The organism is Gilvibacter sediminis, assembly GCF_028561565.1.
Classification (GTDB): Bacteria; Bacteroidota; Bacteroidia; order Flavobacteriales; family Flavobacteriaceae; genus Gilvibacter; species Gilvibacter sediminis.
Window position 1 is genome coordinate 1,005,631 of record NZ_JAQQTE010000001.1, and the last position, 13,701, is coordinate 1,019,331.

Annotated in this window: 11 protein-coding genes; 7 read left to right on the top strand and 4 right to left on the bottom strand. The window is 44.2% G+C overall.

Translation table 11 applies throughout. The annotated features are described in order from the left end of the window. Nucleotides 1-2 precede the first annotated feature (2 nt). From POW22_RS04605 to POW22_RS04615, 3 genes are read left to right on the top strand one after another with little or no spacing between them, the layout of a single operon-like run. Complete coding sequence (locus tag POW22_RS04605; RefSeq protein WP_272831449.1) at nucleotides 3-1,151, top strand: sensor histidine kinase; 1,149 nt, start codon at nucleotides 3-5, stop codon at nucleotides 1,149-1,151. Nucleotides 1,152-1,165: 14 nt separating this feature from the next. Further along, entirely contained in the window at nucleotides 1,166-1,483 is a 318-nt protein-coding gene (locus POW22_RS04610; protein WP_272831450.1) for an Hpt domain-containing protein, read from the top strand. Nucleotides 1,484-1,489: 6 nt separating this feature from the next. Then, the gene (locus POW22_RS04615) at nucleotides 1,490-2,212 is read left to right on the top strand and encodes a LytR/AlgR family response regulator transcription factor (RefSeq protein ID WP_272831451.1); all 723 of its coding nucleotides are present in this window, start codon (nucleotides 1,490-1,492) and stop codon (nucleotides 2,210-2,212) included. On the opposite strand, the gene POW22_RS04620 is transcribed toward POW22_RS04615, so the two are convergent. Further along, on the bottom strand, nucleotides 2,213-4,225 hold the full coding sequence (locus POW22_RS04620) for a tetratricopeptide repeat protein (protein ID WP_272831452.1): 2,013 nt from the start codon (nucleotides 4,223-4,225) through the stop codon (nucleotides 2,213-2,215). It lies immediately after the preceding gene. Between the two features lie 283 nt (nucleotides 4,226-4,508). On the opposite strand from POW22_RS04620, the gene POW22_RS04625 reads away from it, so the two are divergent. From POW22_RS04625 to POW22_RS04635, 3 genes are all read left to right on the top strand, one after another. After that, a complete protein-coding gene (locus tag POW22_RS04625) occupies nucleotides 4,509-4,802 on the top strand; it encodes a hypothetical protein (protein WP_272831453.1) in 294 nt (97 codons plus the stop codon). Beyond that, complete coding sequence (locus POW22_RS04630) at nucleotides 4,786-6,063, top strand: oligosaccharide flippase family protein (RefSeq protein ID WP_272831454.1); 1,278 nt, start codon at nucleotides 4,786-4,788, stop codon at nucleotides 6,061-6,063. Before POW22_RS04625 ends, POW22_RS04630 begins: the two co-directional genes overlap by 17 nt. A gap of 98 nt (nucleotides 6,064-6,161) precedes the next feature. After that, nucleotides 6,162-7,364: a glycosyltransferase gene (locus tag POW22_RS04635; protein ID WP_272831455.1), complete on the top strand. Its 1,203-nt coding sequence runs from the start codon at nucleotides 6,162-6,164 to the stop codon at nucleotides 7,362-7,364. On the opposite strand, the gene POW22_RS04640 is transcribed toward POW22_RS04635, so the two are convergent. Genes POW22_RS04640 through POW22_RS04650 form a run of 3 tightly spaced genes read right to left on the bottom strand, consistent with a single transcriptional unit; the run spans nucleotide 7,353 to nucleotide 13,113 of the window. Further along, on the bottom strand, nucleotides 7,353-8,840 hold the full coding sequence (locus POW22_RS04640; RefSeq protein WP_272831456.1) for a cellulase family glycosylhydrolase: 1,488 nt from the start codon (nucleotides 8,838-8,840) through the stop codon (nucleotides 7,353-7,355). The two genes, POW22_RS04635 and POW22_RS04640, sit on opposite strands and share 12 nt — an antisense overlap. A gap of 23 nt (nucleotides 8,841-8,863) precedes the next feature. Further along, on the bottom strand, nucleotides 8,864-10,072 hold the full coding sequence (locus POW22_RS04645) for a hypothetical protein (protein ID WP_272831457.1): 1,209 nt from the start codon (nucleotides 10,070-10,072) through the stop codon (nucleotides 8,864-8,866). Beyond that, nucleotides 10,072-13,113, bottom strand: coding sequence for a hypothetical protein (locus tag POW22_RS04650; protein WP_272831458.1), 3,042 nt, complete (start codon nucleotides 13,111-13,113; stop codon nucleotides 10,072-10,074). Before POW22_RS04650 ends, POW22_RS04645 begins: the two co-directional genes overlap by 1 nt. A gap of 167 nt (nucleotides 13,114-13,280) precedes the next feature. Here POW22_RS04650 and POW22_RS04655 point away from each other — a divergent pair. Further along, nucleotides 13,281-13,701 (top strand): glycosyltransferase (locus tag POW22_RS04655; protein WP_272831459.1); only part of this gene is annotated, 421 nt, incomplete at its 3' end.

A 13,701-nucleotide genomic window follows, 5' to 3' on the forward strand; every position in this document is an offset into this window, starting at 1 on the left:
TCATGTCGGGTACGGTACAAACCATTTTTAGTCTGTATGAGCTTTCAATGGCCATTGGCAAGTCTTTGAATTACAAGGCGAACTGTGACCATTTTATGAAAGTATTCTTGAGCCGAAAAATGCTCAAAGCGGGTTGGATTGTGCAAATCCAAAATAAAAACGTACGCTTGCGTTACGCCATTCCGGCACCCTATAAACCCAAAGAAGAAGTCACTATTAAATACATCCAGGAATTCTTGGATCAAGACAAGCCCGTTTGCGTTGCGGTAGATGAGCAGATCAGCAATGTTTGTCCTGTGCCTGTTTCTGGAGGTTATATCATTGCTTTCCCTATGGCGAATCAAAGTGTGCTCTTTGTGCACAGTCCCAAAAAGGAAGCCTGGGCAGATGCAGAACTGCGTCAATTGGATCCGGTGATCAGAAAGTTTGGAATGTCGCTATTGGCCTCTTCTGATTTTGAGGAGCAGAAACGACTGCTCAAACGCTTGGAGCGCAACAACAAAGACCTTAACGACTACGCTCATGTGGTCTCTCACGATTTGAAATCCCCCTTAAGAAACATTCACTCTTTGGTTCAATGGATCCAAGAGGATTTAGAAGGAGATCAACCAGATCAGGCTGTTGTGCATATGCCACATATATATTCCAGTTTGGAGAAAATGGATGGGCTTATTGCCGGAATTCTTCGCTATTCCAAACTTAGAGAAACTTCTCAAGCCAACGCGGCGCGTGTTAATCTCAACGAGCTTATTGATGAGGTGTTGACCTTAGTGCAACGGCAAGATGCTATTAAAATTGAGGTAGCTCCATTGCCGGAGATCCGAGCAGACCGTCTGCGCATGTCCCAATTGTTTCAAAATTTAATAGACAATGCACTTGCTGCGATGAGATCAACAGGAGATCGCATTGAAATTGGGTACAAAGATCTCGGTAATTTTTACGAATTTCATGTGAAGGACAACGGTCCAGGGATCGCTATGGCACATCAAGAAAAAGTTTTCCAAGTATTCCAGAAGCTAGATGCGGACTCCACCAAGAGTGGTATTGGTTTGGCCATAGTGAGTCGAATAGTGGAAGATCACGGCGGGCAGTTGCGTTTAGAAAGTGAAGAAGGCCAAGGCGCAGCGTTTTATTTTACCCATCCAAAATAGTAACTTTGAGTACTATGGAACACCCAAATTTAGATTACCTCAACGAAATTGCCGACGGTCAACCCGAAGTTGTTGCACAATTTGTCGGTATTATTACCAAGGAATTCCCTGCAGAGTTTCAAGAGTATCACGCCTTAATTGAAGCTAAAGATTCTGCAAAAGCTGCGGCTATGGTGCATAAGCTTAAGCATAAAATTAGTATTTTAGGCTTAGTTCAGGGGCGCGCGTTGGCGGTGGAGCATGAAGAAGCCTTGAAAGAAGAGGACTATCAGCATACCGAAGCCTTCGCTGCAGTTCTTGATCAGATCGATCAGTTCTTAAAAAATAACTAATTACCTATGAAGTGTATTATTATTGATGACGAGGCGATGGCAAGAGCCATTATCGACCAACTCTGTCAACAGACCGATGACCTGGATGTAGTAGCACAGTTTGACAATGCGATTGAGGCGATCAAATTCATCAATAAGAATGAAGTGGACATCATTTTCTTGGATATCCATATGCCTACCTTTTCCGGCTTTGATTTCTTAGATACGGTTACTAAAGATGTGCAAGTGATCTTGACTACCAGTGATCCGCAGTTTGCAATTGAAGCTTTTGAGTATCCTAGAATCAAAGATTATTTGGTGAAGCCGGTAACGCTACCTCGTTTTCTAAAGATGGTAGAAAAGCTCAAAGCGCAGCCAAAGACAAAGTCAGCGCCAGCGCCAGCACCAACGTCTGCACCATCATCTAGTGGTCCAGAAGGAAAGGAACTCTATGTCAATATTGATCGGCGACTCATTAAGATCGCTTTTGATCAGATCTTTTTAATTGAGGCTAAAGGAGATTATATCCTCATCAAAACCCACGACAAGAATTATACAGTGCATTCCACCTTAAAGAAGATCGAGGAGAAACTTCCGGAATCTCAGTTTATTAAGGTGCACCGCAGTTATGTCATCAACTTTACCAAGATCGTTGATATTGAGGACAACAGTGTGCTTATAGAGCGCGATGTGATCCCGATCTCTAGATCCAACCGCCCAGAATTGATGAAAAGACTCAATCTGCTCTAATTAGAGTCTGATCTGCCCGCTGATCCCGACTTGATAGAATGAAAATCCGTTGGCCGCATCAGAAGCACTGTTGCTGTAGCGTCCAAATACCCCCAAGACCAATCTTTTGTTGTAGTTGTATTTGAACTCCGCGAAACCACGCAGGGTGCTCATAGCATCTTGGTCGTCTATGGTTTGCGTACCGACCGCGACCTCAACAGCCGCTACAAAGCGTTTGCCGTTGTGATCAAATCGAGCAAAACCCTCAACATTATTGAAGCTGTCCGGGCTAAAGTAAAGCTCGGCTCTATCTTCTTTAAAGGTCAAGAACTGATAGTTAGCTCCAAATTTAAAGATGCTCTTTTTACCTAAGCTGTAGTATAAAGAGGTAAATACTTGCTGACTTTGGTTGTCATCAGACAGCGCCACATAGCGTGCCTGCGTGTACCACCCTAAATTCCCAATCAGCATCAAATTGTTGTTCAATATAAAGTTGTTTAACACTAATTCCGACGCTAAAAGCGTAGCATTGAAGTCTTGAATGCTTCTTTGATAAGCCAAGCTAAAGTTGTTGCGCGGCAAAAGCACGGTCTTAACTTCTGCCTGAGCATTCCATTGGGTATAGGCCTGTGGTCCGGCAGTTACTTTGGTGAATCCACCGCTAATGGTAGCCGTAGTTCTGTTGTGAATTCGCGTGGTGTATCCTAAAGAGATTGTATTACTTGTCGCTTCAGAATCAGACAACTCACGCGTGGTGTTGCGGTTGTTGTAATTCAAGGTGAAGCCGTGACGGTCGTTCAAAGGAAGTTCTAAAGTCAGCCCCGCCAAATAAGTAACGTTGGTATCGTTGTCCTCTTGATACGCAAACTCAGATTTCACATTGGTCTTTAAAGAATTGGCAATAGTTTCCTTGAGTTGGATGGCGTCCGCCTGTCCGGGGTAGTATTTTAAAACACTGTCCAATTGTGCTACTGCTAGTTTTTTCTGATTCAGAGCACGCAGGGCTCCTGCCTTACCCATCAGGCCGTCATAAGAGCTGGAATTGATTCCCAATATCTTATTGTAGGTATCTAGACTGTTTTGTGGTTGATCTGTATACGTATAGTAATTTGCTAATAGGGCGAGGTAAGTGGTCTGTTTGGTGTCTTCCAACTGCAGTTGATCAATTGTGGCTTTAGCATCTTTGAACTTCGCGTTCCACAGATAGGCTTGGACCAAGCGTTCCTTGGCTTTAAGTTGCGCTGCTGCATCTTGTGTTTGTGAGGAGTCTACTGCGATCTTAGCCAAAACCAAAGCTTCTTTGGAGTTTTCTTTAGCCTGTTCTAGTAGCGCCAAATGTCTGTAACGGTCTACCGCATCTGGTATGAGTTTGAACTGCGCTTGAGCGGCATCCCATTGCTTCTGCTCAAAAAAGAACATTCCATAGACTATGCGTGCCAAGCTGTTGTCTGGAGCCTGCTTTACCAAGTCTTGAAAGAGCGCATCTGCCTTTTCAAAGTTCTTGGCTTTCTTTTCTTGATCCGCATACCCGAGGATAATATAGAACTTACTGTTCATCGCACCCGGGTTTCCTGGATCTATAGCTAAGGCCTTTTCAATGGTTTCTAGGGCGAGCGGATACTGCTTTAGGTTGCTGTATGTATTGGCCAAGCCTAACTGCGCTGGGAAAGACTCTGCATCTTTGGCCGTTAAGACCTTATAGTCTTTCAGGGCTTGATCATACTGTTTGTTCCACAGATATGCTTCGGCTAGGTTCAATCCGATCTCGTAATCGCCTTGATATTGCTCTTCTAAGTCTTTAAATATATCGAGTGCTCCCTGAGGGTCTGAAGACAATCCCAATGCCCGTGCATAACAGATGGCAACGGTCTTATTGTCTGGATACAGTTGGCGTTTTTCGGCAAAATAGGTCTCCGCAGCTGCGAAATCACCTTTCTCTAAGAGTTTGAATCCTTCTGAGAAGTCTTGGGCAAAACCAGATAAGCAGTTAAAAACCGCTGTCAACACTAGTATAAATAGGTAGTTCGTTTTCATACTTCCAAGTTAAATCCGTCCTCAATATATTCAAACGAAGCTAAAATACCATTCGTCTACACTAAACGGTCATTCACCGAATATCGCCGAGCTAAGCTACTGTTTTACTGCACTTTTGTATCAGAAAACAAAACGACATGGAAACAAAATTAACACTCGTACACAATTCAAAAGTTATAAAACTTTATCCAACTATGCGAATAGTTCACAATACAATTTCAAACGCACAATTACAAATTGCCTAATTAATAAAAACCCCCAATAACTACTTAAACAAACTACCATGGCACTACAAATTACAAAACAAGAAAACGTATACGTCCTAAGCGGAAACCTAACTGCAGATCAAGTATTTGAGATCGGACGTTATTTTAATCTGAAACTGCACGCTGAGCAAGAGTTGCATATCTCTTTAGCAAAGTTAGACGTTGTAGATATCTCTGCAGCCCTAATGTTCAAGCAACTGTTCTCTCAAGCAGAATTACGCAACAAGACTTGCGTAGTCTATGGACTTAAGAATCGTAAAATTCTCGGAGCTTTCCGTCATACAAATCAGATCCATGCACTCGCTAGCTAAGAAATTCAGTCTATTATCGCCTCAGACAATCTGGAGCATATTAAGAACGCCTGCACAGTTATTTACCATAAGCGCTGTGCTGGTAAATGCCGGAAACTATGCTTATAACGTTTGGCTCGGTCGCACTTTAAGTCCTGACGTATTTGCTGAGGCGGTTCTTTTGATCACATTACTGTTGGCCTTGTCCTTCTTGGCCACAGGAATCCAACTTACCGCGACCAAATTCTACGCAGAGTTAGAAGGTACACAAAGAGAGGCCGGCATGGCATTCATGTCACGATACACTGTAATCCTCGGTGTTATTATCGGCCTACTTATCGTCGCTTTTGCCCCCCAATTAGCGACACTGTTTTCCATGAGAGATGTTGATGTTTTTTACCCACTGGGTGTAAGTGTACCTTTTTATCTCTGGTTGAGTATTACCCGCGGAAAAGCACAAGGCGGACGCAAGTACATTGCCTTGGCTGCCACCTACCAAATTGAAATGTTGGCGCGTTTTGCTATCACTTTATTAGCGATCCAGGTCTTTGATCTGGAACCATCCTGGTCAGTTGCTTTGGCAATTGGCGGATCCGTTATCCTCGCTTCTGCAGTTAAACCCCATAAGCCGGCACTGTTTCAATCCTTCAGTGTCTCTAAAAAGCTTCAGAAGCGGATTGGGATCTTCTTTATGTACATCTGCTTGTACGAATGCTTGCAGATTGTATGTAGCAACGCTGACCTACTTATGGTTAAGCATTATTTCTCTGCAGCTGATGCTGGACAGTATGCCGCCATGGCCTTAATAGGGCGCATCGTGTTCTTCATCACTTGGATGATCGTAATGCTACTTTTACCAGAAGTAGTAACCCTAAGAAAGAATGGTGGAAACCACTTGAGACTATTCTTGAAGTACTTATCCGGAATCGCAGCTATCGTATTTGTATTGGTGGTAGGATGCTATTTATTCTCTGAGCAGATCGTGACCATCATGTTTACGGATGCTTATTTAGAAGTAGCCCCACTGCTTGGACCTTACGCCTTAGCAACCGGATGTTTTGCCCTAGCCAATGTATTTGTCTACTACGCTTTAAGTGTAGACCGTTATCGCGCTGTTTGGATCGCTTTAGGATTCGGAGCCTTGCAACTGGTGACCTTTACATTGTTCCACGAAAGTTTGAAGAGCATCGTTTACATTCAAGTGATCTATATGAGCTTGCTGATGCTTACTCAGGCCTTCTTGCTGATCCAACGCCACAAGCGTGAAAAATCGTTAATCTAAACCTAATTTCCATTCGTCGACACTAAATGGCTCGCTATCGACGATCGGCCTTGAAAGACAAGCATTTGCCCCACATTTGCAGTATAAAACTAATACCTATGAAACTAGCAATCGTAACAGCCTACCCACCGAGTAAACTCACATTGAATGAGTACGCATATCACCTGATCAAGCACTTCCGCATGCAGGAGCGCGTAACCGAAGTAGTAGTACTAACAGACAAAACTGTTGAAGCCTCAACAGTAGAAGCCAGCAACGAAGGTTGCGCCATGCGCATCATTCCATGTTGGAAGTTCAACAGTGTGATGAATCCAATCAACATTGTTAAGACCCTAAAGAAAGAATCACCAGACGCCGTATTGTACAACCTACAGTTCATGAAGTTTGGAGACAAGAAGATCCCTGCCGCTCTAGGATTGGCAACCCCAATGTTGAGCAAATGGGCTAAGATCCCAACCACTGTATTGTTGCACAACATTATGGAGACTGTAGATCTAGAAGAAGCTGGCTTTACGCAAAGCCCAATTAAAAAGAAGATCTTTGGATGGATCGGAACCCAATTGACTCGCTTGGTATTACAAGCAGATAAAGTAGCCGTAACTATTGATCGCTACGCAGAGATCCTTCAAGACAAATACAACGCTAAGAACATTCAAGTGATCCCTCACGGAACTTTTGAAGTGCCTAAAGACGTAAATTTTGACGCCGATCACGCCAAGGTTCAATTAATGACCTTCGGTAAATTCGGAACCTATAAGAAAGTAGAGCAGTTGATCGAGGCTGTAGAAGTACTGCGCAAAGAAGTACCTACGGAGATCGAATTGATAATCGCCGGAACAGACAATCCGAACGTAAAAGGATATTTAGCTGGAGTACAAGAGCAGTACGCACACGTACCAGGAATTGAATTCACCGGATATGTAGAAGAAGAAGACGTTCCTGTGATCTTTGGAAACAGTGATGTAGTAGTATTCCCTTATACGGCTACAACAGGAAGCTCAGGAGTATTACACCAAGCAGGAAGCTACGGAAAAGCTGTAGTGATGCCAAACATTGGTGACCTAGCAGACCTAGTTGCAGATGAAGGATACAAAGGCGTATACTTTGAGCCGGGAGAAGTTGATTCTCTAGTAACTGCACTGAAAGTATTGTGTATCGATAAAGAGTATCGTTTGCAATTGGCTAAGAACAACTATGAAGCGGCTAAAGCCCTTTCAATGGAAACCATTAGCTCAAGATATTTAGACCTTTTTGAAACTATCTCCCCAACATTGAGTGAACAGTCCGCTCTAGCGGCTTAGTGAAGTTCGAAGCGCTTGAAGCGCAGATTTTTCAACCCCCGAATGATCGAGCAAGCCAAAATTGGCTTGCTTGTTCTTTATCCAAGGTTTCCAACTGCTGACTTTGCCGGGAACCTCTTCAAAGTCATAGAGGGTCCAACACATAAAAGAAACCGACGCTGATTCAAAGGTTTTGAGCATGGTTTCATAATAAGCCAGTTGATCGTCTTGAGAATTACCCAGTGGCGCCCAAAGACCTCTGTTGGTGCTCATACCAAATTCTTGAACCACTAAAGACTTATCCGTTTTGGCTTTTAAGTTCTTTAGGTCTTCTGGAAGATTCTCTGGAGCCGTATAATGATGAAAGCTGACATAATCCACGAGGTCTGTAAGTTCATAGGCAGCCATAGCAGAACTCCAACCAATGGTAATGGGTTGGGTTATTTTTTGACTGCGGAGTTGATCTGCGACAAAACGCAACCAAGCTTCTACCCGTTTTTCACCCTGACCTTCATAATCCAGGTCGGGCTCATTTTTTAGATCCCAACTGTGAATTGCAGGGTGATCGCCTAACTTTTGGGTAAGTACTTCAATATGATTGGAGGCTGCGGGCCAATTGGCTAAAGAATAATCGCCGTAAAAGTCAAAGAGGGTGAGTACCACTTTGAGATCAGCAGTTTGTGCAAGATCTAAGATGGTTTCAAGACGTGATAGGTGTTCTGGATCTGGATTACCTCCTCCAAAATCATGAAAATCAACAAAAAGACGCACTGCATTCAAGCCTTGCTCACGGATGAACTTAAAGTCTTTGGCAATGGTGTCCAGTTCTAATTCTTGATTGAAAGTGTCCCAAGGGAAGTCTTTGGGATAATAGTTGATTCCACGAAGGTTTGGATCCGCAGTTAAGGTAGTTTCGGTTTGACATTGGTACGGATTGATCGCAACCTGTTCCAAATAAGCAATGCGCCAAAAACCGTCTTGCAGGAACATGATCACTTCTTGAGAGATCTGTTGGCTATCCACGATCTCCAAATCACCATCGCTGAGTTTTTGACTGCTGATGCGCAGCGCATCTTTATCCGTAAAGGCGGCTATCTGTCTATCGGCAGATAAAAACCTAAAAACCAAATTGTGTTTGATGTATTGCTGCTCAATATTAGGGTCGTAACCGGCACTCAGCAGCACATTTAATTTTTTGCGCAACTGCGGAGTGAATTGATCCGCGATCAGGGTAGTATCCTGCAGACTGAATGCTGCTTGAAGTTGATTGAGCGCAAGACTGTAATCCTTAGCAATGCTTTGCAGTACCACACGATCTGGATCGCCTATATAATCACTGCCCAGATCAAAGTCAAAAGGAGTGATCCTTCCAGAAGCAGCCGACTCATCTGCCAGTAAGCTACTGCGATCTGCACCTTCATTGAAATACTGCAAGACTTTGCCTAAAACCGCTAGGGAAAGCAGCAGCAGGACAGCCAAAACAACACGGCGTATCATGCGTGATATGTTTTTGCTCATTTTCATTCTACCAGCTCATTTACGCCCATTGTATTAATTCTTAGCGGCAATTTGGGCTCTTTTGAAAGCCCGCTCAGGTCAAAAAAGGCCATGCCGTTGCGCGTTTGTTTTTCAATCAGTAAAGTATTGTTTGCATCGTACAAGCGAACGATGATCCCATCGGTCACGCGCTCGTTAAGCCTTCCTGTGATAGGCCCCACAGTAATTTGATCTTCTGCCGTTAGCTCCACGGGAAACGCATCCGTGAAGGATCTGTATGACAAGGTTGATTGATTAGAGACTGCGCCATTATTTAAACTGGCTTGCAGGTTCCAGTCCATAGCCTCATCAGGATGTAGCACCGTAAAACGCGCAATTCCGTTAGAGGTAATGGTACTGACAAAAGCAGTCACTTCATCGGATTGATCAATGCGTAAACTCACCCCTGTGCCATCTGCAACGGCATTTCCAAAGCGGTCACGAATGACAGAAGTGATCACCTCGAGTTCTTGCTGGCCATCTGCGATATCGTGTTCGGGTTGGGGTTGCAATTCAAAATCCACCGCCTCATTGGGCATGATTATGAATTGCGCGGCCTTGGCCTCCGCTCCTTTGTAGGACCCGCCCAACTGGAAATTACCGGCAATTGGACCTGCATCAAACTCAATAAAGCTCAGTCCGTAACGAATACTCGATTCCGTTGTGGTTTGTTGATTCAAATAACGGTAGTCCATCACCACACTGTCGGGCTTGCGAATCAAATTGTCATGCGCATCTCTTGGAATAGCCACAGCCATGGCTGCACGTTCTTCTCCTGCTTTGGCAGATGGTGGGCCGATATAGGTATTGATACTGTAAACAGAACCGTCCGCTGGAACCACTCTAAAAGTTCCTGAGCCTAAGGAGGTATCTTCAAAGCTTAAACGCCATTGGCTCAAGCCTGTTTTGTTGGAGATGATCTCTGGAATTTCAAAGCTACAATTGCCCGAATCACAACTTATCGGTGAAAGCGTGGCTTGGTAGACTCCAGCCTCTAAGAACAGTTTTACTTGTGCGGTTTCAACCGCTGCTTCTGCTTTGAACTTAGCCACCGCAGTTTTGAGTTCTCCCAAGAAGTAGGATTCTGACAGGCTAAACTCCGCCTTAGGAACCAATGAAGACACCTGCTCTTGCTTGCAGCTTATAAAAAGCAATGCTGTGAGTAAAATCGCTATGTGTGCTAGATTTCTCATCAGTTTTGTGCGTGATAGGGATTTAAAGTGATGTCTACATAAAAGGCTTCTGCTGGAAGCGGCATGAGTCTTTCAGGGCCTCTGTTCTCTAGAATGGGCTTTGGTTTTCCGTTGATCAGTATGACCACTCCACTCTCTTTAGGGGTCGGATGACTTTCAAATTCTGCAATATCTATCAAGTATTTTCCACGGCGATAGGGTCTCAAGGCTTGATCTCCGTAGTGAGGTTCTACCCAAACCAGTTCTTTCTTTTTATTGTAGATCTCTACTAAGAATTGTGGAATAGTACAGTCTGATGTATTGGCGTTGAGCATTTCCAATTCCAGCGTTCTATCGGCTATGAACTGCTTTTCTATGCTGTAGTTTTGAGGGCTGATATCACTGGTGACGTTCGTAGTCACAGCAATTTCAAAGCTCACAGGTTGACTGCTCAAGGTCAAAGCTGGAGCAAAGTCCGGGCTAAAGGTCTCATCGATCTGAGAGGTATCTTCTACCCAGGCAATTTCCTCAAACGGAATCCGAAAAGGGACTTGCTGCTCGGGCATAACCCGGTAATTGATGGCGTCCTTAGGCGCAAATTGTGCCAATACCTGTCCGTTCTCATCGTATAAACTAGCACTGATCAATAGACTCGCTGGGTGATAATCAATGTTCTTAATCTGTCCAACCAAAAAGTACTGATCGTCATATTCTATAAGTTTTGCACTGGTCACGGCAACTTCTGGTCGTTTTAGAACATCTTCATAGAAGGTCGTTTTAAGCGTATTTCTGCGTCGGCCTTGGTTGTAGAATTCTACGTTTTCTTTGCTGAGGTAGACATCTACAGGAATGTCCAGATCCAAAGCTTTAGGCACCAGCACCCAGCGTCCATCTTGTTTTTTAGCGGTAATGGTGTCTTGCTGCTTGTAATTCTTGAGTGCGGTGATCCACTCAGTCTTTACGGCGATCTCTTTTTGATCTTCCGATTCAAAGAGCACTTCTGTTCTAATGTCATCCAACTTCCCATAAGAGCTCAACAAACCGTCTGTGATCGCGATCTCTAACATAAAACGGTCTAAGGTCTTCCCCGAATCCGGGTCGAGGTAACTGTGCGCTCGCTCAAACTCTTTAAAGTCCATGGCATCATAATAGGCTAGGACAAGCTTTTCGGGATCTGTAAAAGGCCTTGATTCTTGATAATAGTCCCAATTCAGTTTGGCAAAGACTGCAATGATACTCAGCACCCAGGCCAATTGGGCCAATTTGTATCCTTTGCGCAACAGTTTGTGGTTTATGGTGGTTGCTGCGGAATCTAAGTCGTCTTCTACTTTATCCTTGGAACGAATGAAAATAAAGATCAAAATCCCCAATACGGCCACACTGACCGGAACGATTCCCCAAATGAGCATCTGAAATTTTGAGATGGGCGGCGTGTTCAGTACTGAGGGTAGGGTGTTCACCCCTTCGCGCTCCCAAACCACGATGCCATTCTCTAAAGCAGGCAAGCGTTTCCAACCACTAAAGTGTAAGAGTGGATCGTAGAACTTGTCGTTAGAGAATACGTACTTTAAATTGTATTTGTTGGGGTTGGCCAAAAACTGCTGCAACGAGCCTAAGCCTTCAATGCCTCTAAACTTAGAGTTCTCTAGGCGCTCTACGGGAGTCGTAGTGAGTTCGGGCAGTTTGCGGGCTGAGTGATAATTTCCGTCTACCGTTAGGGCCTTAGTCTGTGCAGATAACCAAGCCATTTGATCGCCAAACCCAAGGGTGAGATAGCGCCATTTATAGTGTTCGTCTTGGTTCAAGAAGTTTACTATGGGCAGCATGTCTATGGTCTTGGGCTGCGAAGGGCGCATTTTTCCAAGATTCAGCGTAGCAATGGCTGCCATGATATAACCACCTATCATAAGCGCTCCCAAAAGGCGGTAACTCTTTCGGCCCCATTTATTGTGCAATCGAGCGCGCAGGTCGCCCTCAAAGAAATCAGCAGCAAAGAGCCCGGCAACAGGCAGCATTACCAAAGAGCCCCATAAGGTAAATCGGTCTAGGGTTAGAATATTAAAAGCGTTGTCTCCCAAAATCATGCGCGGTATTGGCGTAGTGCCTCCCGTACCCAAAAGGGCTAACAATCCAAAAGACAAGCAGAAGAAGACCAATCGTCTTTTATATAAGGTCTTAAAAGCGTAGGGCCATAACAAGAGGAACAAACCCCAGGGTATTAAAAAGAACACCAAACCAGAAGAACCAACTTCAAAGAAATTGTCTCGAGAGCCATGCGGAATAGGCATCTGGGTTATGGGATTGTTCTTGGTGTTGAGCCAGTAGGGCAGAATACAGAATACTATCAGCATTAAAGCTCCAAATCCGAAGCCAACTATAGGCCAAAAACGCTTGCGTAGCTGAACGATCAGCGTATGTACCGTATTTCTTTTTTGCTGTTCTGCGGAGTCCACCAAAGCCATACCAATGACCGGGAACAAGAAAAAGACCATTCCAAATATAGGTGTCACATGATGCGAGCACACCATGATCGCTATGAGAATCCAACTTCTCAAAAGGGCCTTTCGCTGTTTGAAACGCACCCATTTATAGACTTCCGGACAGCTGTGCATCAGCAAACTCATCCCTATGATACTGGGCAATTGGCCAAAAAGGTGCAGGGTTTCTACAAAAGAAGTGGAAAAAACACAGAGCAGTGCAGCATAACCGGCTGCCGTAGAATTCTGCAAAACCAAACGCGCAAATCTAAACACTCCGCTCACAAAGAGCAGAACTCCTATTAAAGAGACGGTATAGAGTCCAAACTTGAGTCCCCCAACTAAGGAGAACAAGCCAATGGCCTGATGCACTAAAGGTGGATATCCGTAAACCGTGAAGCCCGTATACCAGCTTTGGTTCCAGTGGGAAAACCAATCAGTAGCATAATGGTTGGCAAAGAACAGATGGATCAGCGCGTCATAGGTGCGCTCCAAAGTGCCAAACACCGTAGCCCCGTGAAGCAGTACCCCCAGAATAAGGGCTGCTAACAGATAGGGATTGGTCTTATAGTTAAGTGTCTTCAAAAGGTTTTAAAGCTTTTCACCAAAGTTACAACTATCGCTGAGTGGTAAATCTATCGATCAATGGCATTCGTCTACAGTAAACTGATGCTGACCGAAAACCCCCACAAAAAGCCGCCTCGCTGGGATATGTTTGCATCAAACAAAAACAAACACAAATCTCTTTTACGATGAAAACTGGAATTATTATCCCTTGCTACAACGAAGCCGATAGAATCAACCAAATTGCTTTTTTACAATTTATAAAAGAAAATGCTGATTACCATCTTTGTTTTGTAAATGATGGAAGTTCTGATGAGACTATCACCGTTTTAAACCGACTTAAGCGCAACGCTTACAACCGTATTTCTGTTGTTGACATTAAGCGCAATGGTGGAAAAGCTGCCGCAGTAAGAGCAGGAGCTCGTTACTTGCACACACGCTCAGATATTGAGTTTGTAGGCTTTATGGACGCAGACCTATCCACTGACTTTGAAGATTTCAAAGCTTTGGTGGATAGGCTTAAAAGCCAGAAAGAGTTGGTTAGCGTATTCGGATCAAGAAATCTAGGAGGAGGAAACATCCAACGTAAAGAAGATCGTGGCATCATGT

What these genes read in the sequence shown, in the direction of transcription:
- POW22_RS04630 (WP_272831454.1), top strand. Translation starts at nt 4,786, where the DNA reads ATGCACTCGCTAGCTAAGAAATTCAGTCTATTATCGCCTCAGACAATC.
- POW22_RS04605 (WP_272831449.1), top strand. Translation starts at nt 3, where the DNA reads ATGTCGGGTACGGTACAAACCATTTTTAGTCTGTATGAGCTTTCAATG.
- POW22_RS04610 (WP_272831450.1), top strand. Translation starts at nt 1,166, where the DNA reads ATGGAACACCCAAATTTAGATTACCTCAACGAAATTGCCGACGGTCAA.
- POW22_RS04625 (WP_272831453.1), top strand. Translation starts at nt 4,509, where the DNA reads ATGGCACTACAAATTACAAAACAAGAAAACGTATACGTCCTAAGCGGA.
- POW22_RS04645 (WP_272831457.1), bottom strand. Translation starts at nt 10,072, where the DNA reads ATGAGAAATCTAGCACACATAGCGATTTTACTCACAGCATTGCTTTTT.
- POW22_RS04635 (WP_272831455.1), top strand. Translation starts at nt 6,162, where the DNA reads ATGAAACTAGCAATCGTAACAGCCTACCCACCGAGTAAACTCACATTG.
- POW22_RS04620 (WP_272831452.1), bottom strand. Translation starts at nt 4,225, where the DNA reads ATGAAAACGAACTACCTATTTATACTAGTGTTGACAGCGGTTTTTAAC.
- POW22_RS04640 (WP_272831456.1), bottom strand. Translation starts at nt 8,840, where the DNA reads ATGATACGCCGTGTTGTTTTGGCTGTCCTGCTGCTGCTTTCCCTAGCG.
- POW22_RS04615 (WP_272831451.1), top strand. Translation starts at nt 1,490, where the DNA reads ATGAAGTGTATTATTATTGATGACGAGGCGATGGCAAGAGCCATTATC.